Genomic DNA, 26,157 nt, shown 5'->3' on the forward strand with positions numbered 1-26,157 from the left:
TTTCGTCGCGTGCGGAAAATGGCTTCGTCGGGCGGCTATGAGATGTCGTCGGAACAGAATGGATGAAGCCGCCTCACGGGCGCGTGAGGCGGATCTTCGTCAAAACGCCTCGAAATATTCGCGATGCTCCCAGTCGGTCACCTCGGCCAGGAAGCGGTCGATCTCGGCGTTCTTGATGTGGGTGTAGTAGTCGACGAACTCAGGCCCGAACTTCTCGCGGAAGAACGGATCGTCCTTCAGCACGCTGACGGCATCCCGCAGCGATTTCGGCAACAGCGGCGCCATGGTCTCGTAGGGCGTGTCGGCGGAGGGGCCGGGATCGAGCTTGCGGTCGACGCCGTCGAGGCCCGACAGGATCTGGGCGGCCATATAGAGATAGGGATTGGCGGCAGGCTCGCCGACGCGGTTTTCCAGGCGCGTTGCGGTATCGCCCGCGCCACCGAGCACGCGGATCATCACGCCGCGATTGTCGCGGCCCCAGATCGCGCGGTCCGGCGCCAGCGAATAGGAGCGGTAGCGCTTGTAGCCGTTGATGGTCGGCGTGGTGAACACGGTGGCCGCATGGGCGTGATCGAGTAGCCCGGCGAGCCAGGCCTTGCCAAATGCGCTGAGTGGTTCGCCGCCTTCCTTGGCCGATCCCTTGGCCATGAACTGGTTCTCGCCGCTTGCGCGCGAGACGATCGATTGATGCAGGTGCCAGCCGCTTGCAAACAGGTTCGGCAGTTTCGGCCGGCACATGAAGGTGGCGTGATAGCCATGCCGGCGCGCGATCTGCTTCACGGCGCTGCGAAACAGCACCATGTTGTCGGCGGGCTCCAGACCCTTCTTCGGTGCAAAGGTGAATTCGCACTGGCTCGGCCCGAACTCGACCTCGACCGAGCGCAATGGCAGCCCGAGCGCGACGATGTCGCGCCGCAGGATCTCCAGCACGGGCTCCATCTGATCGAAACGCTGCTCGGTGAGGTATTGATAGCCGTGAGAGAGCAGGCTCACCGATGGCGGCGTGCCGGGTTGTCCCGCGTCCTCCGGGCGCATGTGCGGATCATCGAGCCTGAAGATATGGAATTCGACCTCGAGGCCCGCGACGAAATCGTGGCCGCGGCGGCCGAGCTCGTCGAGCACCTTGCGATAGAGGCCGCGCGTTGCGAACGGCACCGGACGACCGTCATTGAAATAGAGGTCGCACAACACCCAACCTGTGGCCGGCGCCCAGGGCAGCACGCGAAAGGTGGTGGGATCGGCGACCATCAGCACGTCGGCCGCGCCCTCCATCTCCTTCACACCGAACCCGCCGCCGGCGGTAAACACCGGAAACACCGTACGGTGCGAGGTGTCCTTGGCGAGCATCGTCGTGGTGATGGAGCAACCGCTTTCCAGCGAGGCGATCGCTTCTGAGGCGATGATGGTCTTGCCGCGCAAAATGCCGTGTTGGTCGGGGAAGGCGAGGCGGATGACCTCGAGGTTCTTTTCCTCGACGATGCGGCGCATGCGCGCTGCGGCGTCTGTCTGCTCGTCCGACCACAGCGCATGACGCGCGACGAAAGTCACTGTGTTGCTCCTTTAGTCCTCGCTGTCATCGCCCGCGAAGGCGGGCGATCCAGTGTTCCAGAGACGGCGACGTATCCACGAGAGGCCGCGGCGTACTGGATGCCCCGCTTTCGCGGAGCATGACAGCGGAGAATGTGGAGTCGCTGTCGCGACCCGCCAGCGGCGAACGACACTCTCACTCCGCCGCCGTCAGCCGATGCACGTTGTCGGCGATCTCCTTCGGCACCGGCGCGGTCCACGGCGCGCCGCGGCGGCGCTTGACGTCGACTTCCATCCAGTAGGTCTCCCAGCCGCGCGTCGGTCCGATGCCGTCCATCGTCGCCGGCCCCTGGATGCTGCGCGCATTGGCCTCGTCGAGGAACAGCATCGGCTTCTCGCCGCCGCCGACCTTCTCGATTTCCTGCCGCAGCAGGCGGCGATATTGCACGATCGCCTTGTCGCTCGAGCCGAGATGCTCCCTGGTGCGGTCCTGGATCGCGCCCATCGATTCCACCGCCCACTGGTCGTGGACGTTGATGTCGTTGCCCATGCCGGTATAGGTCGCGGTCTGCTGCTCATGCGGATCGAAGCCGTAATCGTTGCTGCGGTTCTTGCGCGACTTGTAGTCGGGCAGCTCGTAGAGCTCGAGCCGCTGGTCGCGCATTTTCTTCTTGTCGACCGGGTTCGAATAGCTGGTGAAGATCGCGTACCAGTAGCAGTTCTCGTCATCGACCGGCACGTGCCACTGCGTGATCGTCATCTCCGTGCTCATGGGAATGACGAAGCCGTGCGGAAAGAGCTGGTTGGTGACGCGCACATGCGTCCGCTCCTCGTCGATCTCGCGCAGCGCGATCAGCCGCAGGCCATATTCGGTGTGCTCGACATTGATGATCGGGCGATCGTATTCGCGCAGGATTTTCGTCATCGGCAGATCCGAACCGGCCGAGGCGCCGCGGAACTGCTTGCCGTAGGCGGTGGAGGTGTCCTCGTCCTCGAAGAAGCGATGCAGATAAGAGGCGTGCGCGGGATCGATGCCGACCTCGAGCGCTTGCAGCCAGTTGCAGGCCATGTGGCCCTTGAACGCAAAAATATGCGTGCCGGGCGCAACGAAGCAGTCGAGCTCCGGAAATGCCGGCGGGGCGCCTTCGCCGAGATAGGCCCAGAGGATGCCGCTCCTCTCCACCACGGGATAGGAGCGCTGGCGGATGTTCTGGCAGAGCTTTGAATCCTTCGGCTCGGCCGGCGTCTCGATGCACTGGCCGGTCGCATCGAACAGCCAGCCGTGGAAGGCGCAGCGCAGGCCGCCATGTTCGAGCCGCCCGAAGGCGAGGTCGGCGCCGCGATGCGCGCAATGGCGGTCGATCAGGCCGTAGCGCCCCGTCTCGTCGCGAAACAGCACCAGGTTTTCGCCGAGCAGTTTGACCGGACGGATCGGCCGCGCGCCCTCCAGCTCATCGACCAGCGCCGCCGGCTGCCAGTAGCTCCGCATCAGCTTTCCGCAGGGGTCCTTCGGCCCGGTGCGGGTGATCAGGTCGTTCTGCTCCTGGCTCATCATGGCGGTCGCGTCCTTTTCGAGAGGGGCGTTTTGTTCGCTTATTGAACGAATGGGCGAATTATGCCATGCTTTGGATTGGCAGCAAGCACTATTTTGCAGGACTTTCCCGAACCCATGCCCAAGCTGAAGCGGAGCGAGACCGACGAGCGCGCGACGGATTTTGTCGAAGCCCTCGATCGCGGCCTGCGCCTGCTGCAATGCTTCGGCACCAACGCTGGCCCGATGACCTTGAGCGATCTCGCTCGCGCCGCTGACCTGCCGCGTGCCACCGCACGGCGCATGCTGTTCACGCTCCAGCGCGGCGGCTTCGTTTCTGGCGACGGCAAGCTGTTCTCGCTGACGCCGCATGTGCTGACGCTGGCGGCGTCCTATCTGCGCTCGAACCAGCTCGTCGCCGTCGTGCAACCGGTGCTCGATCGCGTCGCGACCGCCGCCAATGAGATCTCCTCGCTCGCGGTGCTCGATGGCGACGACGTCGTGTTCATCGCCCGCAGCAGCCCGGCGCGGATGTTCTCCGGCGGATTGGAGATCGGCTACCGCCTGCCCGCTTTCTGCACCTCGGTCGGCCGCGCCATGCTCGGTCAGCTCGACGATGCCGATCTTGCCGCGCGCCTGAAGGCAGCGAAACGCGAGGCGCTGACGCCGCAGACAGTGACCGATCCCAAGACGCTGCTCGGGCGGATCGCCGCCGATCGCGCGCAGGGCTATTCGCTGGTCGACCGCGAGGCGGAGCCGCATTTCCGTTCGATCTCGGTCCCCGTTCGCCGCTACGACAATGTGATCGTCGCCGCCATCAACATGGGGGCCCATGTTGACCGTGTGCCGGCGCAGGAATTGATCGAGCGGTTCCTCCCGTTGCTGCGGGAGGGCGCGGAGTCCGTGCGGTCGCAGCTGCTGTAGCAACGATCATTGGCGCCGCGCGTCCGCGGGCCTATAATCTCGTCACGCAAGCCAACAGGGAGGACGCCATGAAACACACCATGGTTCCCAGTGATCGCGTGGAGCACGTCTGCGTCTACGGGCGCGACGGCGCGAAGCTCGGCACGATCGAGCGGCTGATGCTCGACAAGGTGACCGGCACGGTCGCCTACGCCGTGATCAAGACTGGCGGGCTGCTCCACACGCACCACCATTGTCCGGTGCAGTGGAGCGCGCTGAAATACGATCCCGCGCGGCAGGCCTTTCGTGTCGAGGTGACGCTGGACGAACTCGCCAGCGGACCTTGCGAGTTCGATGGCGACGAATTCGACTGGGGCGATCGTTCGCGGCCCTACGCGCACCCAAATTATTGGTCGATCTGACGGCGCGATTGCGTCAGGCGTCGCGCGCTGAGCCGCCTCACTTGGTCGCGGTGCGCCGGCGGGCTCGCTGTGTCAAAAGGCAAAAATGCCGCATGACACGCCTCTCATCGCCACCATCGTCGTCGGACTTGGACTCGCTTTCGTATTTGGAACCATAGCGCAACGGTTCCGCATTCCGCCGCTAGTCGGCTACCTGCTTGCCGGCGTTGCCGTCGGCCCGTTCACGCCGGGCTTCGTCGCCGATCAGGCGCTTGCGACCGAACTCGCCGAGCTCGGCATTATCTTGCTGATGTTCGGCGTCGGCCTGCATTTCTCGCTTCAGGATCTGCTAAGCGTCCGCAACATCGCGGTCCCTGGTGCCGTCGTTCAAATCGCCGTTGCGACGCTGATGGGGCTCGGCCTTTCATGGCTGATGGGCTGGAGCGTCGCCGCGGGACTCGTGTTCGGACTGGCGTTGTCGGTCGCGAGCACCGTCGTCCTGCTCCGCGCGCTCCAGGAGCGGCGCCTGATGGAGACCGATCGTGGCCGCATCGCGGTCGGCTGGCTCATCGTCGAGGACCTCGCGATGGTGCTCGTGCTGGTGCTGTTTCCGGCGATCGCAAGCCTTCAGGGCGGCAGCGGCGACAAGCCGGCATTCGAGCCGCTGGCCGCACAGGCCGGCTTCGGGCTTGCCGGCATCGTGATGCTGACCCTGGCCAAGATCATCGTGTTCATCGGGCTGATGCTGGTGGTGGGGCGCCGGGTGATCCCCTGGATCCTGCATTACATCGCACATACCGGCTCGCGCGAATTGTTCCGTCTTGGCGTGCTTGCGATCGCACTGTGCATTGCATTCGGGGCGACGAAGTTGTTCGACGTCTCGCTCGCGCTCGGCGCCTTCTTCGCCGGCATGATGCTGCGGGAATCTCCGCTCAGCGCGCGCGCCGCGCAGGAATCGCTGCCGCTGCGCGATGCCTTCGCCGTGCTCTTCTTCGTCTCGGTCGGCATGATGTTCGACCCAATGAGCGTGGTCCGCGAGCCCTGGCCGCTGCTGGCGGCGCTCGCGATCATCATGCTCGGCAAGTCGATCGCCGCGTTCCTGATCGTGATCCTGTTCCGCCATCCGGTCGCGACTGCACTCACGATCTCGGCCAGCCTGTCGCAGATCGGCGAGTTCTCCTTCATCCTGGCCGAGCTTGGCGTCGCCTCTCAGATCCTGCCGCGCGACGGCCGCGACCTGATCATGGCCGGCGCGATCCTCTCCATCATGCTCAACCCGCTGATGTTCGCGGCCGCCACCTGGCTCGCGCCGCGTCTCGATTCGCGGCGGAATTCGCCGGAAGCTGCAGCCGCAGTGCCTGAACCGATCCGGACCACCGACCTGATCGACCATACGATCGTGATCGGCTATGGCCGCGTCGGTGCGCTGGTCGGCGCGGCCTTGAAGCAACGGAAACTGCCCTTTCTCGTCGCCGAGGTCGGGGAGGGGGCGCTGGCGAAGCTGAAGCAGGGTGGCATCGAGACCGTGATGGGCAATGCCGCGCAGCCGGAAATCCTCGGTGCCACCAATCCGTCGCGGGCGCGGCACGTCGTGATCGCGATCCCCGAGGCGTTCGAGGCGGGGCAGATCGTGCAGCAGGCGCGCGCGGCCAATCCGGACATCCGCATCATCGCGCGGGCGCATGCAGATGCCGAGGTCGATCACTTGAGGGGGCTGGGGGCGGACGTCGTCATCATGGGCGAGCGGGAAATCGCGCGCGGCATGATCGAAGAGCTGGAGAGGAGATATCCGGATGCTGCCGAGCAAGATTCCCGCGCGCTCGCGGTTGGTTCGATCGTTTGACCTGATTACGCCTGCCGGCCGGGTCTACCACTTTCCGCCGCCGTCGTTGTTGCAGCGCGTGTTGAGGCTGGCGGTCGCGCATGCCGAGACGATTGCGATCTCCGCGGTCATCCTTGCGTTGATTTATGTCGCGGGCTTCGCCGCCGATGCGCTGGATCGTTCGGCGTTTGACGCGTGCAATGAACGGATCGGGATGCGTCGGGTGGGCTAGCGTCTGCCTCGTGAGAGGCGCAGTCGTGCCGCCGGGCAGGCTGGGCTCCCTCCCCCCTTGCGGGCAGGGCTATCGCATGTGGCCGAGGAGCTCAAAAAGAAAGGCATCGTTCCAGCCGGCGCGCTTGAGCTTGAGGCGCAAGGAGGTGGTGGTGTCGGGGTGAGCCCTGGCCACATTGAGGGCAAGTCTTCTGAGTACGGCAAGGTTGGCCGGGCCGTTGTCCTTGCGGTTGCGGGCCAGATCCTCGTCGAGGATGACATCGAGCGGCCAGTGCAGGCCGTTTTCGATGGTCCAATGGGTGCGAACAATGCGCAGAACCTCCGTGCGACTGTAGTTTTGGCTCATCAGGAAGTAGCGCTCGACGGCTTTGTCCTTGCCGCGCTTGCTGCTGATCTGCGCGACGGCTTTGAGGCCAGGGAAGTTGTGCGTCTTCTCCATGTCCTTGACCGGCACGACAAGCGCGCTACGCTTTTCCTTGCGCCCATGATCTGCATCGGTGGTGGCAACCGGCTTCTTGCCCTTGCGGGCCGCTGCGGCAATCGCCGCCTTGGCGTCGGCCAGCAGAGCGGGCTGGTTCTCCTTCACTGCCAGCACGTAATCGCCGCCCCGTGCCACGATCTGCTTGGCCATCTCGCGATGACAGTGCAGCGCATCGGCTGTCACGATGCACCCCTTGAGTTGCAGCAGTTCGAGCAATTGCAAGGCGCCGGCGGCTTCGTTGTTGTTCGGCGCCAGAACATTGGCCAGCGCCATGCGCGTCTGCGCCGCCCACGCCGTCACCATGATCGGCGGCATGTGGCTTTTGCCGCGCTCGTAGCCCCGCCGCAGCGCCTTGCCATCCAGTGCGATCACGCCCTGCGGCCGTGCGATCTTCGCGCCCTCGGCGAAGGCTTCCATAAAGCGCCGGAACGCTGTCTCGAACGCCTTTGGATCGAGCATACGGAACACGCGACTGAACGTGTCATGACTTGGCAGCCCATGCTTGAGCACCAGCACGTCCTGCCAAAGATAGGCCTTCAGCCGTGCAAACAACGCCATGTCGGTGCAACTCGTCGCTCCGCACAACGTCGCCATCAGCGCAATGAACAAAAGCTCTGTCAGATCATGCAGCGCATTGTCCGCCCGCGGGTCAGGCAGGTCTTCGAAGCACTCCGAGAATCGATCCATCGGCCGCTCCTGCCAATTCAGGAGCCTCCTTCAGAATCGATTTCTGTCCAAATCGCAATGCCTTACAGAGAACGCTCACATGCGATTCCCCTGCCCGCAAGGGGGGAGGGAACAGAGCGCGCGCTCGGTAAGAGGATTGCCCCAAAATCTCACCGCTCCGCCGCTTCGTGCTCCATGTCGCGGCCCGTGAGATCCTCGCCCTGCATGTTGGCGTATTCGCGCGCCATCTCGCGCATTAGAAACTTCGCCGGCACGTCGTGATAGGTGCCGCGGTCGTTGACATATTGCATGTAGGCGCGGCCTTCGCCGTTGAAGGGATGCAGCAGCGCATCGGAGTGGCCGTCGAAGTCGAGTGGCGCCACGCCGACCTTGGCGCAGAGCGTGTCGTTGAAGGTCGGCGTCGCCTTGCGCCAGGCGCCGTCGACATGCACTTCGGTAAAACCATGCCAGGTGAAGATATCCGTGCCCATGCTGGCACGCAGCTTTTCGGTGGTGAGATGGTTCTTCACATCGGCAAAGCCGACTCGGGCGGGAATGCCGTGGACGCGGCAAGCGGCGGCATAGAGCGATGCCTTGCCGACGCAATAGCCTTGCCCCGCAGCAAGTACGCTCGATGCGCGGAAGGTCTCGGCGACGCGCATGCTGACATAGGGGTTGTAGCGGATGCCGTCGCGCACCGCCTTGTAGAGCACGCTCGCCTTTTCCCGCTCTCTCGCGTCCGCGCGCACGGCGGTCTCGGCGAACTGCTGCACGGCGGGATGGTCGCTGTCGATGTACTCGCCGGGATCGGTGTAGAGGCGGCGGATGGTGTCGGGGAGGGGCTCGGTCATGCCTTCAGCCTAGCAGGTGATTTGCGCAGAACTCAAATCGTGTGGCGGCAGTACTCACTGCCGGTTGCGCATCCAGTCGGCAAGGCCGGACAGCGCCTTGTCGAGATCCTGCCGCGCGGTGGCATCAGTGACGGTCTCCTCCATCGCGCCGCGCATGCAAGTCAGCCATGCGTCGCGCTCGGCATCGCCGATGGCAAAGCCGAGGTGCCGCTGCCGCAGACGCGGATGGCCCTTCTCGACGGAATAGAGTTTTGGCCCGCCGGTCCACTCGGTGAGATAGCGCTTCAGCACGTCCCTGATCAGGCCGAGGTCGTCGGCATGCATGGCGCGGATGATCTCCGCCTCCGGCAGCATGTCCATGCGGTCATAGAAGCGGTCGACCAGCCGGTCGATCGTGGCCCTGCCGCCGATCCTCTCGAACATGGAGATTGTGATGTCGCTATCGGTCATGATGAATTCCGACCTACAGGGCCACGCTGCGCAATCCGAAACTGCGGGCCTCGTTTTGCAGCACCGGCCGCACCGCATCGATCAGCCGCGCAGCCGCGGCGTCGACGCTCAGCCCTGCCGTATCCACCACTGCCGTCGCACGTGAATATAGCGGCTCGCGGCTGAGCAGAATGTTGCGCAGCTCCGCCATCGCGGAGCGGTCGTCGGCCATCGGGCGCAAATCGCCCTGGCGGCGGACGCGGGCCATGTGCTCTTCCGGCTCGGCCTTCAGCCAGATCGTGTAGAACGACGACAGGATCTGGTCGAAGGTCAGGGGCTCGGAGACGATGCCGCCGCCGGTCGCCAGCACCATCAGCTCGTTGCGCGCGAGCAGCTGTTGCAGCGCCGCCTGCTCCATGCGGCGAAAGCCTTCCTGGCCGTAGAGCGCGATGATCTCCGCGACCGAGAGCCCGTTCTGCTGCTCGACTTCCTTGTTGAGCTCGACGAAGCTCCAGCCGACCTTTTTCGCGAGGATCTTGCCGAGCGTGGATTTGCCGGCGCCGCGCAGGCCGATCAACGCGATGCCGCAGAATGGCGCGCGCCGCGGCGCGGATGCACTGCCGCCGGCGAGCAGATCCTTGGCCTGCGCGATCTGCGCCGGCGTCGCCTTGCGCAGCAGATCGCGAAACATCTGCCAGTCCGGCGTCGGATCGGCTGAGGGAAGCAAATCTTCCAGATGCGCGCCCATCGCGTCGGAGACGCGGCGCAGCAGCACGATCGAGACGTTGCCCTTGCCGCTCTCGAGCTGCGCGATGTAGCGCTCGGAAATTCCTGATACCTTGGCGAGCACCTTGCGCGACATGCCGCGCAGCGCGCGCATGGTGCGCACGCGCTGGCCGAGCTGTTCGAGAAAGCGGGATTCGGCGTCGGGACTGTCGGTCATGAGCCTTCTTTAGCGGATGCCTTCTTGAACGGAGGTCCTGCGGCGCGTTTTAATGAAACATAGTGCCTGCTGGCATTGACAGCAAGCTGTCACAGTGTCTTTCTATGAATTATAATTCTAAATTCGGGGGAGACGACCGTGAGCGAGGGATCCTACAACGCGGTGACCTGGCTGCTCGACCGTAACGTCGAGGAAGGCCGGGGCAACAAGCTCGCCTTCGACGACACCGTCTCGCAGCTGACCTATGGCGAGCTCCAGCGCGAGACGCGCCGCGCCGCCAACATGCTGCGCCGGCTCGGCGTCCGCCGCGAGGAGCGCGTGGCGATGATCATGCTTGATACGATCGACTTCCCGATCGTGTTCCTGGGCGCGATCCGCGCCGGCATCGTGCCGGTGCCGCTCAACACGCTGCTGACCGCGGATCAATACGCCTACATCCTCGCCGACTGCCGTGCGCGCGTCCTGTTCGTGTCCGAAGCGCTCTATCCCGTTATCAAAGACGTCGTCGGCCGCATGCCTGATCTCGAGCATGTCATCGTCTCCGGCGCCAAGCAGAATGGGCACAAGCAACTCGCTGAGGAGATCGCGGGCGAAAGCGATCAGTTCACCACGGCTGCCACGCATCCGGACGAGCCCGCCTTTTGGCTCTATTCCTCCGGCTCGACCGGCATGCCCAAAGGCGTTCGCCATCTGCATTCGAATCTGCAGGCGACTGCGGACACCTACGCAAGGCAGGTGCTCGGTATCCGCGAGAACGATATCGGCCTCTCCGCCGCAAAACTGTTCTTTGCCTATGGGCTTGGCAATGCGCTGACCTTTCCGATGTCGGTCGGCGCCACGACCATTCTGAACAGCGAGCGCCCGACGCCGTCGCGGATGTTCGACCTCATGAACCGCTACAATCCGTCGATCTTCTACGGTGTGCCGACGCTGTTTGCGGCGATGCTCAACGACGACACGATGAAGAGCGAGCGCGGCGGCAAGTCCTTGCGCATCTGCACCTCGGCCGGCGAGGCGCTGCCGGAATCCGTCGGCAATAGCTGGAAATCGCGCTTCGGCGTCGACATTCTCGATGGCGTCGGCTCGACCGAGCTGCTGCACATCTTCCTCTCGAACGCGCCGGGCGACATCAAATACGGCTCGTCCGGCAAGCCGGTGCCGGGCTATGCAGTGCGGCTCGTCAACGAGGCCGGCCAGGACGTCGCTGACGGCGAGGTCGGCGAGCTCCTGGTCGATGCGCCCTCGGCCGGCGAAGGTTACTGGAACCAGCGCCACAAGAGCCGGCGCACGTTTGAGGGCCCATGGACCCGCACCGGCGACAAATATGTTCGCGACACCGATGGCCGCTACACCTTCTGCGGCCGCGCCGATGACATGTTCAAGGTCTCCGGTATCTGGGTCTCGCCGTTCGAGGTCGAGAGCGCGCTGATCACGCATCCGGCGGTGCTGGAAGCCGCCGTCGTGCCGGAAGCCGATCCGGAAGGCCTCTTGAAGCCAAAGGCTTTCGTCGTGCTGCGCCCGGGCGTGAAGACGGCGGATCTGCAGGAGATGCTGAAGGAGCACGTCAAGCAGAAGATCGGCCCGTGGAAATATCCGCGCTGGATCGACGTGGTGGATTCGCTGCCGAAGACGGCGACGGGCAAGATCCAGCGGTTCAAGCTGCGCGAGGGCGCGAATTGATGATGGGCATGCAGCGCACGGCTGTCACCGCAAACTCAACTGCGCTCCTTCCCCCGCAAGGGGGGAGGGAAAGACTGAGCCTGCGGAAGCATCTTGTCCGATCGCTGAAAGAAGACTGCGCATGACCAACCTCACCCCCACCGGCTTCCTCAGCATCGGCACGGCCAGCCTCGAATACAAATGGCTCGCGCCGCAATCCGCCGACACGCCGACGATCGTCATGCTGCATGAAGGCCTCGGCTCCGTCGGCCTGTGGAGCGATTTTCCGGAGAAGCTCCAGCAAGCGACCGGCGCCGGCATCTTCGTCTATTCGCGTGCGGGCTATGGCCAATCAAGCCCGGCGACGCTGCCGCGGCCGCTCGACTACATGCAGCGCGAGGCGCTCGACGTGCTGCCGAAAGTGCTGGACGCCATTCCCTTCAAACGCGGCCTGTTGCTCGGCCATTCCGACGGCGGCTCGATCGCGGCGATCTATGCCGGCGCGCATCAGGATCATCGCCTGCAGGGCATCGCGCTGATCGCGCCGCATTTCGTCGTCGAGGACATCTCGGTGAAGTCCATCGCCGCGATCAAGACCACGTACGAAACCACCGATCTCAAGGCAAAGCTGTCGCGCTGGCACAAGGATGTCGACAACGCCTTCTACGGCTGGAACGGTGCCTGGCTCGATCCGAAATTCCGCGATTGGGACATCTCGGAATATCTGGCCTACATCCGCGTTCCTGTCCTGGTCGTGCAGGGAAGGGATGACCAATATGGGACGCTGCGACAGGTCGAAATCGCGCAGGAAGAGTGCTACTGTCCGGTAGATTTGAGAATTATTTCAGACGCGGGCCATTCCCCGCATCGTGAAGCGCCCGGAGCGACGCTTGACGCGATTGAGCAATTTGCAAAAGCGGCCCTGCGCGACGATCAGGGACTCCAGGGGCGAGCCGCATGATCACGCGGAGGCGCATCTGTGAATGTGCCTTCACATGTGACCGGGCCATTGCCATGGCCGCGCTGGGCCTATGTGCCGGGCGAGACCGCCGAGGTCGATGCGGACTATGAGACGCTCGATATGGCCAAGGCGTTGGTGCCCCCGGCGTTCCGCGGCTACGTGCCGGCGCGCCATCCGGCATTGCGCTATGGGCTCGCACTGAACGACCGCGGCTATTTCTGGGAATCGCAGGAGGTGCTGGAGGCGCTGTGGGCCGCAGCCCCGCAAGGCGGCCGCGAGCGCATTTTGCTGCGGGCCTGCATCCATGTCGCCAACGCCAATCTGCGGCTGCGCATGCAGAAGGCGCATTCGGCCGCGCGCCTGTTTGGAGATGCCCTCACCGAATTGCGCGCACTGACCTCCCGCAAGGCGGCCCCGGCCGGCGACGGCTTCGTCGAGAGCTTTCCGGTGCCGGCGCTGACAGCCTTGCTCCAGGCCAAGCTCGGCCGCGCCCATCTCACCAAGGCCGACTGGATCGCGCTCAGCGCCATCGTGCGGTCGCAGCCCCTTGCATGAAACAAAGTGCATGTATCGGCGATTAGAGACTAGACGCGCTCACCAACATGCATTATTGTGCATCTAACGGTAAAACCAAGACGAGCTCAAGGGTGGCCCATGGCCGGGGAAGATCGGCGCCTCGCAGGCGGCGCGACATTCATCGATTTCCAGACCGAACCGTCCCGCTACAAGCACTGGAAGCTGGCGGTCGATGGTGACGTCGCGACGCTGACCATGGACGTCGACGAGAACGGCGGCCTGTTCGAGGGCTATCTGCTCAAGCTCAATTCCTACGATCTCGGCGTCGACATCGAGCTTGCGGACGTGGTCCAGCGGCTGCGCTTCGAGCATCCGGAGGTGAAGGTCGTGGTGATGCGCTCGGCCAAGAACCGCGTGTTCTGCGCCGGCGCCAACATCCGCATGCTCGCGGGCTCGACCCATGCGCACAAGGTGAACTTTTGCAAATTCACCAACGAGACCCGCAACGGCATGGAGGACTCTTCGGAGAATTCCGGCCAGCGCTTCATCACCGTGGTGAACGGCTCGGCCGCCGGCGGCGGCTATGAGCTCGCGCTTGCAACCGACCACATCATCCTCGCCGACGACGGCGCCTCCGCCGTCGCGCTGCCCGAAGTGCCGCTGCTCGCGGTCCTGCCGGGCACGGGCGGCCTGACGCGTGTGGTCGACAAGCGAAAAGTGCGCCGCGACCACGCCGATTTTTTCTGCACCATCGAGGAAGGCGTAAAGGGCAAGCGCGCCGTGCAGTGGCGCCTCGTTGACGAGATCGCACCGAACTCCAAGCTGGAAGCCAAAATCGTCGAGCGCGCCAAGGAATTTGCGGCCGCCTCGAAACGCGCCGGCAGCGGCAAGGGCATCGCGCTTTCCCCACTCAAGCGGACGATCGACGAGACCAGCATCCGCTATGGTTTTGTGACTGTCGATATCGACCGCGCCGCGCGCATCGCCACTATCTCGATCAAGGCGCCGGAGACGGCCGCCCCCGCCGACATCGACGGCATGATGGCGCAGGGGGCTGCATTCTGGCCGCTGCAAGTGGCGCGCGAGCTCGACGATGCCATCCTTCACTTGCGCATCAACGAGCTCGAGATCGCGATGCTGGTGTTCAAGAGCCATGGCGACCGCGCCCATGTGCTCGCATCCGACGCCTTCCTCGAAGCCAACAAGGCGCACTGGCTGGTCAACGAGATCCGCCACTACTGGAAGCGTGTGCTCAAGCGCATCGACGTCACCTCGCGCACGCTGGTGACGCTGGTCGAGCCCGGCTCCTGCTTCGCCGGCACGCTCGCCGAGCTCGTCTTCGCAGCCGATCGCTCCTACATGCTGATCGGAACGCGCCAGGGCGACAACCAGCCGCCGCCGTCGATCGAATTGTCGGCGATGAACTTTGGCCCCTATCCGATGAGCCATGGCCTGACGCGGCTGGAGTCGCGCTTCCAGGCCGATCCGGCCGATGTGGAGCGCGCAGAAGCTACGCTCGGCACCAGCCTCGACGCCGAGCAGGCCGAAGAGCTCGGCCTCGTCACCTTCGCGCTCGACGACATCGATTGGGACGACGAGGTCCGTGTGTTTCTCGAGGAACGCGCCAGCTTCTCGCCTGACAGCCTCACCGGCATGGAAGCGAGCCTGCGCTTCGTCGGCCCCGAGACGATGGAATCAAAAATCTTTTCGCGCCTGACTGCCTGGCAGAACTGGATCTTCCAGCGCCCGAACGCCGTCGGCGAGGAGGGCGCGCTGCGCCGCTATGGCAGCGGCCAGAAGCCGAAATTCGATATGACGCGGGTTTAACGATTTTTCTTGTCCCGGGCGCGCTGCGGCACGAAGTGACGCTGCGCAGAACCGGGACCCACGATGGACCAGACAATGGGTCCCGGCTCTGCAGCGCACCGCTTCGCGCTGCGTCCGGGACACGAGATCGCAAGGAGCACGGCCATGAACATGAACATCATGAACGTCGACTACTCGACCAAGATTCCGAACAACGTGAATCTCGCCGAAGACCGCCAGGTGCTGAAGGCGCTGGAAGGCTGGCATCCCGGCTACATGGATTGGTGGAGCGACATGGGGCCGGAAGGTTTCCAGGAATCGCTGGTTTACTTGCGCACCGCGTATTCGGTCGATCCGCGCGGCTGGGCCAAGTTCGACTATGTCCGCATGCCCGATTATCGCTGGGGCATTCTGCTTGCGCCGCAGGAAGAGAACCGCGTCGTGCCGTTCGGCGAGCACTTTGGCGAGCCGGCCTGGCAGGAAGTCCCGGGCGAATACCGCGCCATGCTGCGCCGCCTGATCGTGATCCAGGGTGACACTGAACCTGCTTCAGTCGAACAGCAGCGCCATCTCGGCAAGACCGCGCCCTCGCTCTACGACATGCGCAACCTGTTCCAGGTCAATGTCGAGGAAGGCCGCCACCTATGGGCGATGGTCTATCTGCTGCAGAAGTACTTCGGCCGCGACGGCCGCGAGGAAGCCGATGATTTGCTGCGCCGTCGCTCCGGCGATGCCGACGCGCCGCGTATGCTCGGTGCCTTCAACGAGGCGACGCCGGACTGGCTGTCCTTCTTCATGTTCACCTATTTCACCGACCGCGACGGCAAGATGCAGCTGCACTCGCTGGCGCAGTCGGGCTTCGATCCGCTGTCGCGCACCTGCCGCTTCATGCTGACGGAGGAAGCGCACCACATGTTCGTCGGCGAGACCGGCATTACCCGTGTCGTGCAGCGCACCTGCGATGCGATGCGCGAAGCCGGTATCACCGATCCCACCGATATCGCAAAAGTCCGCGCGCTCGGCGTGATCGATCTTCCGACCATCCAGAAGAAGCTCAACCTGCACTACACGTTGTCGCTCGATCTGTTCGGTTCGGAAGTCTCGACCAACGCGGCCAATGCCTTCAACACCGGCATCAAGGGCCGCTATCACGAGACCCAGATCGACGACGATCACCAGCTCAAGAACGCCACCTATCCGGTGCTGAAGTTCATCAACGGCGAGATCAAGCTGGTCGACGAGCCGGCGCTGACCGCGCTCAACATGCGCCTGCGCGACGATTACAGCCAGGACTGCATCAAGGGCATGTTGCGCTGGAACAAGGTGATCTCGACCGCGGGCTACGACTTCAAGCTGACCCTGCCGAACGTCGCCTTCCACCGCCACATCGGCGAGTTCAAGGACGTGCACGCCACGCCCGACGGCCTCTTGATCGACGACGCCACCTGGGCCAAGCGCAAGGACGAGTGGCTGCCCTCAACCGCCGACGGTGACTTCATCACCTCGCTGATGCAGGCCGTCACAGAAACCGGCAAGTTCGCGTCGTGGATTTCGCCGCCGAAAGTCGGCATCGACAACAAGCCGGGTGATTTCGAGTATGTGAAGATCGAGTCGTAATGGCTCTTTCTTAACCTCTCCCCGCCTGCGGGGAGAGGTCGACGCGCGCAGCGCGGCGGGTGAGGGGGTACAGGTACGTCGGCTGTCTCTCCCGCGGAGAGAGGCCCCTCACCCCAACCCTCTCCCCGTAAGAACGGGGCGAGGGAGCGCACCGAATGCGCCGCGCTAGCTCGCGTCGCCTACCCCGCGATCTCCAGCCCCGCATTCGCATACACCACGCCGCCATCGACCGCGATGGTGTTGCCGACCACATAATCGCCCGCCCGCGAGGCGAGGTAGATCGCAACGCCCGCCATGTCCTCGTCGGTGCCGATGCGCCGCGACGGGATCCGCTTGGCGACGTCGTCCGAGTGGTCGCGCGCAGCGCGGTTCATGTCGGACTTGAATGCACCCGGCGCGATCGCGGTGACGTTGATATTGTCCTTGATCAGCTTCGTCGCCATGCGCCGCGTCAGATGGATCACCGCGGCCTTGCTCGCGGCGTAGGAATAGGTCTCGCCCGGATTGACGAAGATGCCGTCGACGGAGGCGATGTTGATGACCTTGGCGGGCCGCTCGTGCGAGGCCGCCGCGCGCAGCGGCTTGGCCAAAGCCTTGGTCAGGAAGAACAGCGATTTGACATTGAGGTCCATCACCTTGTCCCAGCCGCTTTCGGGGAATTCGTCGAACTCCGCGCCCCAGGCCGCACCGGCATTGTTGACGAGGATGTCGAGCTTCGGCTCCAGCTTGATGATTTCGGAAGCGAGCTTGTCGCAGCCTTCGACGGTCGAGATGTCGATCGGCAGGGCGATGCACTCACCGTCATATTGCGCCGAGAGCTCTTTCGCCGTGGCTTCGCAAGGGCCCGCCTTGCGCGCGGTGATGTAGACCTTCGCAGCTCCTGCGCCGAGGAATCCGGCCGCGATCATCTTGCCGATACCGCGCGAGCCGCCGGTCACGAGTGCGATGCGGCCTTTGAGCGAAAACAGATCGTTGGACATGGTGCCTCCCTTGACGCTTTCCTTGGGTTGGCGACGTTTTGAGCGCCGCGGGGAGGGGAGTCAACTCGGTGTTGTCCCGGCGAAGGCCGGGACAACAGTCAAGCCGCAGCGAACCGGCGAAAGCCGTTCCACATCGCGGTTGCGGCGCCCGAGGTCAGCACCGGCAGAATGCGCGCGTCCTGATAGTTGCCGTTGAGCGAGACGCGCGACAGCGCGGTCATGTGGCCGGCGTTCTCGGCGAACAGCATGCCGGGCCGTGTCGTCACCGCGGTCTTGAAGCCGGCGGACGCGGCAAGTGTGAACTCACGTTCGCCCGCCGCATCGCGGTCGCCATAGGGATAGGCGAGATGCGCCACCTGGCGATCCAACGCCTGCTCGATCCGCACCCGGCTGACGGCCATCTCCTGCGCCGCGATCTCCTCGCTCTGCTTGGCGAGATTGCAATGGCTGATGGTGTGGGCGCCGATCGTGATGAGCGGATCGGCAGAGAGCCGCCTCACCTCGTCCCAGGACAGGCACAGGCTGCGGCACAGCGCTTCCATGTCGACGCCGTGCGCGGCGCAGAGCGCCTCGATCTCGCGCTTCAGATCGTGTTCGCCCGGTAGGGCCCGGAGCCAGTCGTGCAGGCGGTCGAACGCTGCCTGCTTGGCGGCTGGCGTGCTCGCATCGAGCCGCAGCGCGGAATGGCCGATCTGCACGTCGATCTGCTCGGCCTTGGCGATGACGGCCTCCAGCGCAATCCACCACAGCCGTCCGGTGCCATCGGCGAAGTCGCTGGCGACATAGATGGTCGCGGGCGCGTCAAATTCGCGCAGCACCGGAAGGGCGTGCTCCCGATTGTCGCGATAGCCGTCGTCGAGGGTGAAGGCGGCGATGCGGCGGTCGAAGCGACCCTGCAGCAGCCGTTCGTGCAGCTCGTCCATGCTGACGATGTCGATCTCGCGCGAGCGCAAATGGCACAGCGTCGCCCGCAGGAAATCGGGGGTGACCTCGAGATGCCGGTTCGGCTGGAACTCGCCCTCACGGGCCGGCCGCACATGGTGCAGCATGAAAATGGCGCCGACGCCCGACAACAGCGGGCGCAGCAGATGGTGCGCTCCGCTGAAATAGAGTGCTCCCAGCCCGGCGCGAATGACGTTGTTACGGAGTTGTTTCATGACCGGCTGGCCGCCCCTGGGCATTCCGCGGTCAACTTAGGGTGTGACCCTTGAAGAAAAAGTTATTCCAATTGTCGACACGTGGCCCTCGGAGCGCCGCCATTTCCGGTTTGACAGCCCGCCAAGGGTTTGTTTTGTCTCCGGTTCCAGAGTTCGGGTCGTCGAATGCAGATGCTTTTCAGGTGGGCCAGCAAATGGTGGCCAGGGCTGATTCCCCTGGCCGTCATGTGGGGATTTGCGGCCTGGAATAACACCTTGCCGGTCGAGGCCGACCTGTCGGCCCGCAGCTCGGCCGCGCTCAAGGACACCGTGCTGGACAAGACCCGGATCGCGGTGGACGGCCGTGACGTCAGTCTGGCCGCGGATGCCTTCTCCGAGGAGGGGCGCCGCGACGCCGTGACCACGGTCGAGATGGTTCCCGGCGTCCGGCTGGTCGATGACCAGACCCGCCTTGTTCCCGAGGCAAAGCCCTTCGTCTGGAGTGCCGAGCGTGACGTGGTGCGGGTGACGCTGTCGGGCTCCGCGCCGCTGCCATCGATGAAGGCGCGCCTGACCGAAGCCGCACGCAAGGAGGTCAACGGGACCGAGGTCACCGATCAGATGGGCCTGGCCCGCGGCGCGCCGGCTCGTTTTGAGCCGGCCGCGATGCTGCTGCTCGACCAGATCGGCAAGCTCAAGGACGGCAAGATCACGATAACAGACACCAAGGTCAATCTGTCAGGCATGGCGCGCGATCTCGGCGGCCGCGAAGCGATTGCAGCCGCGCTGAAGAACCTGCCCGAAGGCTTTTCGATCGCCGCCAACGAGATCAAGGCGCCGCCTTACATCTTCCAGGCCTACAAGGATCCGGTCGCCGCCACCGTGACGCTGACCGGCTACGTACCCGACAACAACGTGCACGACGCGATCGCGACCAGCGCGTCGCGAAAATTCTTCACCGAGAAGGTCGTCGACAATCTCAAGGCCAGCGTCGGTGCGCCCAGCTCCTTCAACACTGCGGTGGTCGCAGCGCTCGGCGCATTGTCGCGGCTGTCGACCGGCACGCTCGTGGTATCGGATCGCGAAGTGAAGCTGTCGGGCGATGCGCTGTACGAAGGTGCGGCCAACGACATCCGCGCAGGCCTCGGCAAGGACTTTCCGAGAAACTGGCAATACAAGCCCGAAATCACGGTGAAGCCCGCGGCGGGGCCGGTCGACGGCACCGTCTGCCAGCAATTGTTCTCGGAGCTGCTGGCCAAGGGCAAGATCCGCTTCGCGTCCAAGCGCGCCGACATCGATCCCGACTCCGCCGGCATTCTCGATCATCTGATCGAGACGGCGCTGCGTTGTCCCACCACCAATATCGAGGTCGCGGGCCACACCGATGCGGACGGCGAGGATTCCTTCAACCAGGCGCTCTCCGAGAAGCGCGCGCAGGCGGTGATCAATTATCTGGTCAAGGCGGGCCTGCCGGCGGACCGCTTCACCGCGGTCGGTTACGGCAGCACGCAGCCCGTCGCCGGCAACGACACCGACGACGGCAAGGCGCAAAACCGCCGCATCGAATTTCTGGTGAGGTGACGATGCCCTATCTCGTCTCGTTCCATATGGGCTGGCTGATCGGCTCGGCGCTGCTGGGCTTCTGCATGGGTTGGATCTCGGTGGTCCAGCGCGGCAACGGCACCTCGAAGGTGACCGCGCGCTGGCTCGCGGTGCTCGTCGCGGCCCTGGTCGCGGCCGCGTTCGCGCATGTGGTCCCGGGCCGCTTCGGCTACTGGCTCGACCTCGGCCTGATCCTGTTCGCCTGCTACCTCGTCGGTTGCACCATCGGTGCGTGGCTGCGTTATTGGGTGGTCTTGCGGAGCCAGCCGGCGGCCTGAACCGCGATCCGCTGGCGGGCGATCGATTGTCTCAAATTCCGATAAGTGACTGATCGGCATGCAGATCGCCGGCGTCGCGAGTTACTGCTTGACAACAATACGTACGTACGTATTATTCGCTCATGCCAAAGCCCTCGCTCAAAGACGCTATCCTCGACGCCGGCCTCAAAGTCATGTTCCGGACCGGCTATCACGGCAGCAGCGTGCGCGACGTCACCGCTGCGGCGGGCGCGCCGCAGGGGTCCTTCACCAACCATTTCCGCTCCAAGGAGGCGTTCGCCTCCGAGGTGCTCGACCGCTATTTCGACGTCACCAGGGGGCTGGTTGCCGAGGCCCTGGACGACACCTCCCTCACGCCGCGGGCGCGGCTGCGGCGCTATCTCGACATCATCACCGGCCGACTCGAGGTCGATGGCTACGGCCGCGGCTGCCTGATCGGCGATCTCAGCCTGGAGGCATCGGGCAGCAGCGAGCTGTTGCGCGCGCGTCTTGCGGCGATCTTCGCCGAATGGCGCGCGCCGTTCGCTGTCTGCATCAGGGATGCCCAGACCAGCGGCGAGATCGCATCCGATTTCGAGCCTGACGAGCTTGCCGACTTTCTGCTCGCGTCCTGGCAGGGCGCGATTCTGCGCATGAAGGTCGACCGCAATCCCAAAGCGCTCGAGCGTTTCAAGACCATCGCATTCCAAACCGTGTTCAAGGAGACGACATGAGCAAGCAGATCGAGATTCGTGAAGCGTCCGTCCTGGGAAGCAGCATAGCCTGGCGCGAGACAGGCGCGGAAGGTGCGCCAGTCGCGCTGTTCCTGCACGGCAATCCGACCTCGTCGCACATCTGGCGCAACATTTTGCCGCTGGTGTCGCCGGTCGCGCATTGCATTGCGCCTGACCTCATCGGCTTCGGTCAGTCCGGCAAGCCCGACATCGACTATCGCTTTGTCGATCACGTCCGCTATCTCGACGCCTTCATCGAACGGCGCGGCGTCAAGTCGGCCTATCTCGTCGCGCAGGATTGGGGCACGGCGCTCGCATTTCATCTGGCCGCGCGCCGGCCGGATCTTGTGCGCGGACTTGCCTTCATGGAGTTCATCCGTCCGATGCCCACCTGGCAGGACTTTCACCATACCGAACGCGCGGAAGAGCAGGACCACGCTGAGGCTGCGCGAGCGGTGTTTCGCAAGTTCAGGACGCCGGGCGAGGGTGAGGCCATGATCCTCGAGGCGAATGTGTTCGTCGAGCGCGTGCTGCCCGGCGGCATCGTGCGCAAGCTCAGCGATGACGAGATGGCGCCCTATCGCGCGCCGTTCCCGACGCCGGAGAGCCGCCGTCCTGTTCTTGCGCTTCCGCGCGAGCTGCCGATCGCGGGCGAGCCCGCCGATGTCCATGAAGTACTCCAATCCGGGCACGCCGCGCTGGCCGCATCATCCTATCCAAAGCTGCTGTTCTCAGGCGAGCCCGGTGCGCTGGTTGCTCCGGAATTCGCCGAGACGTTTGCGGCGTCGTTGAAGCACTGCACGCACGTTCGTCTCGGTGCCGGGCGGCACTTCCTTCAGGAGGATCACCCCGAGGCAATCGGCCGCTCCGTCGCCGGCTGGATCGCCGGCATCGAGGCGGTGCGTCCGCAACTTGCAGCCTGAGCAGACCGCTTCCTTCGCACTGCACGCTCGCGTCGGGCCCGCACCGGCGCGGGCCGCGACAGCACCCGCCTCTGTGATCTCGCGGCGCGACCGGTTGTCAGGTACCAGGCCTCAGCCGCGCGATTGCCGCGCGGCTATTTGTGCTGCAGCCGGCCGGAGCGGATCGCCCCCCTCTTTCAACACGCCGGCGCCGCCCATAGATTGATTTCGGCTTAAGGCGCGGCGGAACATTGTCCGGTCGAAATCATCAAAACTTCACTGCCCCTGCGCAGGATTGCCATGGAGATTCGCGTCAGCCTTGCCGCCGAAAGCGCCAAACCGTGCACCTTGAACCCGCAAACCTGCCTAAAATATTGAAGGCACGTGATTTTGTTCACATTGGCGAATTCCACTCCGCCGCAAAACGCGCTAGTGGAGGGGCGGGGGGCATGCGCGAGGCCGGAGCCGGCGGCAAGGGTTCGTTGAGGGCTCGTTCGTCAAGTGCCTGTGCGTCGTCCGCCTGTTCGCCGGCCACCCTGGCCGTTGCAGCGTTGTTCGAGGTCTAGATGCTGGAAGCCATACGCAGGGCGATGACGTTTCTGCGCCAGAAGCAAATCCTGCATAAGCTTGGAGTTGTGATCAGCGTCGCGGTCATCGGCATCGCTTGCTATGTGCTCTACCACATGCTGCGCGGCATCGACATGAACGAGGTGATCGAGGCGATCAAGAGCACCGAGCCGCGCCAGATTGCGATGGCCGCGCTGTTCGTCGCCGCAGGCTATTTCACGCTGACCTTCTACGACCTGTTCGCCGTGCGCGCGATCGGCCATACCCACGTGCCCTATCGCATCAACGCGCTCGCGGCCTTCACCAGCTATTCGATTGGCCACAATGTCGGCGCCAGCGTTTTCACTGGCGGCGCGGTGCGCTACCGCATCTATTCGGCCTATGGGCTGAACGCGATCGACGTCGCAAAAATCTGCTTCCTCGCCGGTCTCACCTTCTGGCTCGGCAATGCCGCCGTGCTCGGCCTCGGCATCTCCTATCACCCGGAGGCGGCCGCCTCGATCGACCAGTTGCCGCCCTGGCTGAACCGGGCGTTCGCGATGATGATCCTCGCAGCGCTGGTCGGCTATGTGGTCTGGGTCTGGACCCAGCCGCGGGTGGTCGGACGCGGCCCCTGGACCGTGGTGCTGCCGGGCGGTCCGCTGACGTTGCTGCAGATCGCGATCGGCATCATCGATCTCGGCTTCTGCGCGCTCGCAATGTACGTGCTGGTCCCCGACGAGCCCAATCTCGGCTTCGTCGTCGTTGCGGTCATCTTCGTCTCGGCGACGCTGCTTGGCTTCGCCAGCCATTCGCCCGGTGGGCTCGGGGTGTTCGACGCCGCCATGCTGGTCGGCCTCTGGCAGATGGACCGCGAGGAACTGCTCGGCGGCATGCTGCTGTTCCGGGTCCTCTATTATCTGTCGCCCTTTGTCATCTCTGTAATCTTGCTGACGTTTCGCGAGGTTATCATCGGTGCCCGATCGAAGCGCCTGCAGCAGGCGGCGCTCAAGCTCGATCCAGGCCCACCGCCTGAAGCCGCTTATGTGAGAAAGCGCAGCGACAGCGGCGCCTGACCGGCGCAAAAGGCAACAAGGAGAAGCCCGCCCCGATGGCGATCGACGCTCCCTCGTCTCCCACTGTGCAGCCCTGGTCCGACCGGCTGCGGCACTCGACCGTCATCCTGATCGCTGCCGCGCTGGCGCTGTCGGTCGTGGTCTCGCTCGGCGAATTGTCGGTGGTGCGGGCGGTGACGGTGTTCCTGTGCATCGCGGCCGCCGCCCTGATCCCCTGGCGGCTGCATGATACCGCTGCCTCGCGCGAGGACACCCGCCGCGTTAATCCGGTCGAAAGCGCGGCGGTGGCCGCGGTCGTCGCCGGCATGCCGGACCCCGCGGTGCTGCTCGATCGCGCCGGCCGCGTCATCCACCTCAATGCCGCCGCGGCCCAGCTTGCGCCGGCGCTGCGCAAGAACGAGCTCGCCCAATTCGCGCTGCGCTCGCCGGAGATCATCATGGCGCTGCGCGAGTCCATTGCGACCACCGAGCCGCGTCGCGCGACCTACCTCGACCATGTGCCGGTCGATCGCTGGATGGAGCTGATCATCACCCCGGTGCCGGTGCCGACCACTTTCGGCGGCGCCGACAAATGCATGCTGATGACCTTCCACGACCAGACGCCGCTGCGCCGGGTCGAGGAGATGCGCGCCGACTTCGTCGCCAATGCCAGCCATGAATTGCGCACGCCACTGGCTGCGCTCTCCGGCTTCATCGATACGCTCCAGGGCCAGGCCAAGGACGATCCCAAGGCGCGCGAGCGCTTCCTCGGCATCATGCACAACCAGGCCACCCGCATGGCGCGCCTGATCGATGATTTGCTGTCGCTATCGCGGGTGGAACTGTCGGCCCATGTGCGGCCGGACACGCTGGTCGATCTGCTGCCGATCATCTTCCAGGTCGCCGACGGGCTCGAGCCGCTGGCGCGGGAACGCCAGGTCGAGGTCGAGACCCATCTGCCGGAAGCGCCTGTCATGATCGCAGGCGACCGCGAGGAGCTGCTGCGCCTGTTCGAGAACCTGATCGAGAATGCGCTCAAATACGGCGCTTCCGGCGGACGCGTCATCGTGTCGTTGACGGCGACCCCGGCCACCGATGGAACTCAGGAAATCCGGGTCATGGTGCGCGATTTCGGCCCCGGCATCGCGCCCGAGCATCTGCCGCGCCTGACCGAGCGGTTCTACCGGGTCGACGTCGGCGACAGCCGTTCCCAGGGCGGGACCGGACTTGGTTTATCGTTGGTGAAACATATTCTTAACCGTCACCGCGGCCGTCTTCTGATCGAAAGTGTCCCTAAGCAGGGCGCCACTTTCACCGCCTGTTTTCCCCAGGCCAAGACTCCGGCTTCGAACTGAAACTCAAGCGATTTCAATCGCTTGAAGACGTCATCCGACTGTCACGAAACCTTCGTAAAAGCACAGCCGACCGCTCCTAAAGGGGCGGCGCGGGGAGCGCGATCGGGCGCTGATGGCGCTTCGTTCCCCTGTATGGAGACCAGCATGAATTTCATCAAGACGATCGTCGCTGCCGGCTTGGTCGCCGCAACGACGACGGCGGCTTTCGCTGCCGACATCACGGGTGCAGGCGCGACCTTCCCGTTCCCGATCTATTCGAAGTGGGCTGACGCCTACAAAAAGGAGACCGGCAACGGCCTCAACTACCAGTCGATCGGTTCCGGCGGCGGCATCAAGCAGATCCAGGCCAAGACCGTGACATTCGGCGCCAGCGACGCGCCGCTCAAGGCCGAGCAGCTCGAGAAGGACGGCCTTGCGCAGTGGCCGATGGTGATGGGCGCCATCGTTCCCGTCGTCAACCTCGAGGGCGTCAAGGCCGGTGAGCTGGTGTTCGACGGCGAGACGCTCGCCAACATCTATCTCGGCAAGATCACCAAGTGGGACGACGCCGCGATCAAGAAGCTCAATCCGAACGTGAAGCTGCCGTCGGACGCGATCACCGTGGTCCGCCGTTCCGACGGTTCGGGCACCACCTTCAACTTCACCAACTACCTCTCCAAGGCCAGCGCCGACTGGAAGAGCAAGGTCGGTGAGGGCACCGCCGTCGAGTGGCCGGTTGGCGTCGGCGCCAAGGGCAACGAAGGCGTGTCGGGCAACATCAGCCAGACCAAGAACTCGATCGGCTATGTCGAGTACGCCTATGCCAAGCAGAACAAGCTGACCTACACCGGCCTGATCAACAAGGCTGGCAAGCCGGTGCAGCCGACGGTCGAAGCCTTCCAGGCGGCCGCTTCCAACGCCGACTGGGCCAAGGCTCCCGGCTACTACGTCATCCTGACCGACCAGCCCGGCGACAAGTCCTGGCCGATCACGGCGGCGACCTTCATCCTCATGCACAAGGAAGCCACCGACAAGGCGGCCTCGCAGGAAGCCATCAAGTTCTTCCGCTGGGCCTTCAAGAACGGCGGCAAGGCGGCTGAAGAGCTCGACTACATCCCGATGCCCGAGAGCGTCGTGACCCTGATCGAGAAGACCTGGGCTGCCGAGATCAAGAGCTAAGCTCTTCTCCAAGCGCGGCGCGGCCTTCCAGGGCGCGCCGCGACCCACACGATTTCGACCCCGGATCAGCGTCGCGCTGCATCCGGGG

The 26,157-nt window shown here is 64.4% G+C and carries 24 protein-coding genes; 16 read left to right on the forward strand and 8 right to left on the reverse strand.

Annotation, left to right across the window (positions count from 1 at the left end; genetic code table 11):
• Window positions 1-99 precede the first annotated feature (99 nt).
• Entirely contained in the window at window positions 100-1,548 is a 1,449-nt protein-coding gene (locus ACLFLU_RS03655) for a glutamine synthetase family protein (RefSeq protein WP_426410993.1), read from the reverse strand.
• Between the two features lie 175 nt (window positions 1,549-1,723).
• The gene (locus ACLFLU_RS03660) at window positions 1,724-3,082 is read right to left on the reverse strand and encodes a Rieske 2Fe-2S domain-containing protein (RefSeq protein WP_426410994.1); all 1,359 of its coding nucleotides are present in this window, start codon (window positions 3,080-3,082) and stop codon (window positions 1,724-1,726) included.
• 114 nt (window positions 3,083-3,196) lie between these two features.
• Here ACLFLU_RS03660 and ACLFLU_RS03665 point away from each other — a divergent pair, with 114 nt between their 5' ends.
• The 4 genes from ACLFLU_RS03665 (at window position 3,197) to ACLFLU_RS03680 (ending at window position 6,416) form a co-directional block, all read left to right on the forward strand.
• Window positions 3,197-3,982 carry an IclR family transcriptional regulator domain-containing protein gene (locus tag ACLFLU_RS03665; RefSeq protein ID WP_426410995.1) on the forward strand — a complete coding sequence of 262 codons (786 nt, stop codon included), beginning with the start codon at window positions 3,197-3,199 and terminating at the stop codon, window positions 3,980-3,982.
• Window positions 3,983-4,050: 68 nt separating this feature from the next.
• On the forward strand, window positions 4,051-4,383 hold the full coding sequence (locus ACLFLU_RS03670; RefSeq protein ID WP_426410996.1) for a PRC-barrel domain-containing protein: 333 nt from the start codon (window positions 4,051-4,053) through the stop codon (window positions 4,381-4,383).
• A gap of 85 nt (window positions 4,384-4,468) precedes the next feature.
• The gene (gene ybaL, locus ACLFLU_RS03675) at window positions 4,469-6,205 is read left to right on the forward strand and encodes a YbaL family putative K(+) efflux transporter (RefSeq protein ID WP_426410997.1); all 1,737 of its coding nucleotides are present in this window, start codon (window positions 4,469-4,471) and stop codon (window positions 6,203-6,205) included.
• On the forward strand, window positions 6,156-6,416 hold the full coding sequence (locus ACLFLU_RS03680; RefSeq protein ID WP_426410998.1) for a hypothetical protein: 261 nt from the start codon (window positions 6,156-6,158) through the stop codon (window positions 6,414-6,416). Before ybaL ends, ACLFLU_RS03680 begins: the two co-directional genes overlap by 50 nt.
• A gap of 69 nt (window positions 6,417-6,485) precedes the next feature.
• Here ACLFLU_RS03680 and ACLFLU_RS03685 read toward each other — a convergent pair whose 3' ends face one another.
• The 4 genes from ACLFLU_RS03685 to ACLFLU_RS03700 form a co-directional block, all read right to left on the reverse strand.
• On the reverse strand, window positions 6,486-7,583 hold the full coding sequence (locus tag ACLFLU_RS03685; RefSeq protein ID WP_426408912.1) for an ISAs1 family transposase: 1,098 nt from the start codon (window positions 7,581-7,583) through the stop codon (window positions 6,486-6,488).
• A 149-nt stretch (window positions 7,584-7,732) separates the two neighbouring features.
• Entirely contained in the window at window positions 7,733-8,413 is a 681-nt protein-coding gene (locus ACLFLU_RS03690; RefSeq protein WP_426410999.1) for a transglutaminase-like domain-containing protein, read from the reverse strand.
• Window positions 8,414-8,467: 54 nt separating this feature from the next.
• The gene (locus ACLFLU_RS03695) at window positions 8,468-8,863 is read right to left on the reverse strand and encodes a group II truncated hemoglobin (RefSeq protein ID WP_426411000.1); all 396 of its coding nucleotides are present in this window, start codon (window positions 8,861-8,863) and stop codon (window positions 8,468-8,470) included.
• A gap of 13 nt (window positions 8,864-8,876) precedes the next feature.
• On the reverse strand, window positions 8,877-9,785 hold the full coding sequence (locus tag ACLFLU_RS03700; protein ID WP_354227074.1) for a helix-turn-helix transcriptional regulator: 909 nt from the start codon (window positions 9,783-9,785) through the stop codon (window positions 8,877-8,879).
• A 138-nt stretch (window positions 9,786-9,923) separates the two neighbouring features.
• Here ACLFLU_RS03700 and ACLFLU_RS03705 point away from each other — a divergent pair, with 138 nt between their 5' ends.
• From ACLFLU_RS03705 to boxB, 5 genes are all read left to right on the forward strand, one after another.
• Entirely contained in the window at window positions 9,924-11,465 is a 1,542-nt protein-coding gene (locus tag ACLFLU_RS03705) for a benzoate-CoA ligase family protein (RefSeq protein WP_426411001.1), read from the forward strand.
• 121 nt (window positions 11,466-11,586) lie between these two features.
• Window positions 11,587-12,405 (forward strand): alpha/beta fold hydrolase, encoded by an 819-nt coding sequence (locus tag ACLFLU_RS03710; RefSeq protein ID WP_426411002.1) that lies wholly within the window; start codon window positions 11,587-11,589, stop codon window positions 12,403-12,405.
• A gap of 18 nt (window positions 12,406-12,423) precedes the next feature.
• Complete coding sequence (locus ACLFLU_RS03715) at window positions 12,424-12,960, forward strand: DUF309 domain-containing protein (RefSeq protein ID WP_426411003.1); 537 nt, start codon at window positions 12,424-12,426, stop codon at window positions 12,958-12,960.
• 99 nt (window positions 12,961-13,059) lie between these two features.
• Window positions 13,060-14,748 (forward strand): 2,3-epoxybenzoyl-CoA dihydrolase, encoded by a 1,689-nt coding sequence (gene boxC, locus ACLFLU_RS03720; protein WP_426411004.1) that lies wholly within the window; start codon window positions 13,060-13,062, stop codon window positions 14,746-14,748.
• A gap of 144 nt (window positions 14,749-14,892) precedes the next feature.
• Window positions 14,893-16,344: a benzoyl-CoA 2,3-epoxidase subunit BoxB gene (gene boxB, locus ACLFLU_RS03725; RefSeq protein ID WP_426411005.1), complete on the forward strand. Its 1,452-nt coding sequence runs from the start codon at window positions 14,893-14,895 to the stop codon at window positions 16,342-16,344.
• A gap of 179 nt (window positions 16,345-16,523) precedes the next feature.
• Here the strand turns inward: boxB and ACLFLU_RS03730 are convergent, their stop codons facing one another.
• Both ACLFLU_RS03730 and ACLFLU_RS03735 read right to left on the reverse strand, forming a co-directional pair.
• Window positions 16,524-17,324, reverse strand: coding sequence for an SDR family oxidoreductase (locus tag ACLFLU_RS03730; protein ID WP_148779012.1), 801 nt, complete (start codon window positions 17,322-17,324; stop codon window positions 16,524-16,526).
• Window positions 17,325-17,422: 98 nt separating this feature from the next.
• Window positions 17,423-18,481: a polysaccharide deacetylase family protein gene (locus ACLFLU_RS03735; RefSeq protein WP_426411006.1), complete on the reverse strand. Its 1,059-nt coding sequence runs from the start codon at window positions 18,479-18,481 to the stop codon at window positions 17,423-17,425.
• Between the two features lie 165 nt (window positions 18,482-18,646).
• Between ACLFLU_RS03735 and ACLFLU_RS03740 the strand changes: the two genes are divergently transcribed.
• The 7 genes from ACLFLU_RS03740 to pstS all read left to right on the forward strand — a co-directional run bounded on the left by ACLFLU_RS03740 (window position 18,647) and on the right by pstS (window position 26,069).
• Window positions 18,647-20,041 carry an OmpA family protein gene (locus ACLFLU_RS03740; RefSeq protein ID WP_426411007.1) on the forward strand — a complete coding sequence of 465 codons (1,395 nt, stop codon included), beginning with the start codon at window positions 18,647-18,649 and terminating at the stop codon, window positions 20,039-20,041.
• A gap of 2 nt (window positions 20,042-20,043) precedes the next feature.
• Entirely contained in the window at window positions 20,044-20,340 is a 297-nt protein-coding gene (locus ACLFLU_RS03745) for a hypothetical protein (RefSeq protein WP_426411008.1), read from the forward strand.
• A gap of 122 nt (window positions 20,341-20,462) precedes the next feature.
• Window positions 20,463-21,053: a TetR family transcriptional regulator C-terminal domain-containing protein gene (locus tag ACLFLU_RS03750; RefSeq protein WP_426411009.1), complete on the forward strand. Its 591-nt coding sequence runs from the start codon at window positions 20,463-20,465 to the stop codon at window positions 21,051-21,053.
• Entirely contained in the window at window positions 21,050-21,976 is a 927-nt protein-coding gene (locus ACLFLU_RS03755) for a haloalkane dehalogenase (protein WP_426411010.1), read from the forward strand. The genes ACLFLU_RS03750 and ACLFLU_RS03755 overlap by 4 nt, the downstream gene beginning before the upstream one ends.
• Window positions 21,977-22,521: 545 nt before the next feature.
• Window positions 22,522-23,577 (forward strand): lysylphosphatidylglycerol synthase domain-containing protein, encoded by a 1,056-nt coding sequence (locus ACLFLU_RS03760; RefSeq protein WP_426411011.1) that lies wholly within the window; start codon window positions 22,522-22,524, stop codon window positions 23,575-23,577.
• Window positions 23,578-23,612: 35 nt separating this feature from the next.
• A complete protein-coding gene (locus ACLFLU_RS03765) occupies window positions 23,613-24,911 on the forward strand; it encodes an ATP-binding protein (RefSeq protein ID WP_426411012.1) in 1,299 nt (432 codons plus the stop codon).
• Between the two features lie 144 nt (window positions 24,912-25,055).
• The gene (gene pstS / locus ACLFLU_RS03770) at window positions 25,056-26,069 is read left to right on the forward strand and encodes a phosphate ABC transporter substrate-binding protein PstS (RefSeq protein WP_426411013.1); all 1,014 of its coding nucleotides are present in this window, start codon (window positions 25,056-25,058) and stop codon (window positions 26,067-26,069) included.
• Window positions 26,070-26,157 lie beyond the last annotated feature (88 nt).

Origin of the sequence: Bradyrhizobium ganzhouense (assembly GCF_049949285.1) — a bacterium.
Taxonomy (GTDB): Bacteria; Pseudomonadota; Alphaproteobacteria; order Rhizobiales; family Xanthobacteraceae; genus Bradyrhizobium; species Bradyrhizobium ganzhouense.

Coding starts and splice junctions, on each gene's coding strand:
- ACLFLU_RS03660 (WP_426410994.1), bottom strand. CDS start 3,082: ATGATGAGCCAGGAGCAGAACGACCTGATCACCCGCACCGGGCCGAAG.
- ACLFLU_RS03665 (WP_426410995.1), top strand. CDS start 3,197: ATGCCCAAGCTGAAGCGGAGCGAGACCGACGAGCGCGCGACGGATTTT.
- ACLFLU_RS03670 (WP_426410996.1), top strand. CDS start 4,051: ATGAAACACACCATGGTTCCCAGTGATCGCGTGGAGCACGTCTGCGTC.
- ybaL (WP_426410997.1), top strand. CDS start 4,469: ATGCCGCATGACACGCCTCTCATCGCCACCATCGTCGTCGGACTTGGA.
- ACLFLU_RS03680 (WP_426410998.1), top strand. CDS start 6,156: ATGCTGCCGAGCAAGATTCCCGCGCGCTCGCGGTTGGTTCGATCGTTT.
- ACLFLU_RS03685 (WP_426408912.1), bottom strand. CDS start 7,583: ATGGATCGATTCTCGGAGTGCTTCGAAGACCTGCCTGACCCGCGGGCG.
- ACLFLU_RS03690 (WP_426410999.1), bottom strand. CDS start 8,413: ATGACCGAGCCCCTCCCCGACACCATCCGCCGCCTCTACACCGATCCC.
- ACLFLU_RS03695 (WP_426411000.1), bottom strand. CDS start 8,863: ATGACCGATAGCGACATCACAATCTCCATGTTCGAGAGGATCGGCGGC.
- ACLFLU_RS03700 (WP_354227074.1), bottom strand. CDS start 9,785: ATGACCGACAGTCCCGACGCCGAATCCCGCTTTCTCGAACAGCTCGGC.
- ACLFLU_RS03710 (WP_426411002.1), top strand. CDS start 11,587: ATGACCAACCTCACCCCCACCGGCTTCCTCAGCATCGGCACGGCCAGC.
- boxC (WP_426411004.1), top strand. CDS start 13,060: ATGGCCGGGGAAGATCGGCGCCTCGCAGGCGGCGCGACATTCATCGAT.
- boxB (WP_426411005.1), top strand. CDS start 14,893: ATGAACATGAACATCATGAACGTCGACTACTCGACCAAGATTCCGAAC.
- ACLFLU_RS03730 (WP_148779012.1), bottom strand. CDS start 17,324: ATGTCCAACGATCTGTTTTCGCTCAAAGGCCGCATCGCACTCGTGACC.
- ACLFLU_RS03735 (WP_426411006.1), bottom strand. CDS start 18,481: ATGAAACAACTCCGTAACAACGTCATTCGCGCCGGGCTGGGAGCACTC.
- ACLFLU_RS03740 (WP_426411007.1), top strand. CDS start 18,647: ATGCAGATGCTTTTCAGGTGGGCCAGCAAATGGTGGCCAGGGCTGATT.
- ACLFLU_RS03745 (WP_426411008.1), top strand. CDS start 20,044: ATGCCCTATCTCGTCTCGTTCCATATGGGCTGGCTGATCGGCTCGGCG.
- ACLFLU_RS03750 (WP_426411009.1), top strand. CDS start 20,463: ATGCCAAAGCCCTCGCTCAAAGACGCTATCCTCGACGCCGGCCTCAAA.
- ACLFLU_RS03755 (WP_426411010.1), top strand. CDS start 21,050: ATGAGCAAGCAGATCGAGATTCGTGAAGCGTCCGTCCTGGGAAGCAGC.
- ACLFLU_RS03760 (WP_426411011.1), top strand. CDS start 22,522: ATGCTGGAAGCCATACGCAGGGCGATGACGTTTCTGCGCCAGAAGCAA.
- ACLFLU_RS03765 (WP_426411012.1), top strand. CDS start 23,613: ATGGCGATCGACGCTCCCTCGTCTCCCACTGTGCAGCCCTGGTCCGAC.
- pstS (WP_426411013.1), top strand. CDS start 25,056: ATGAATTTCATCAAGACGATCGTCGCTGCCGGCTTGGTCGCCGCAACG.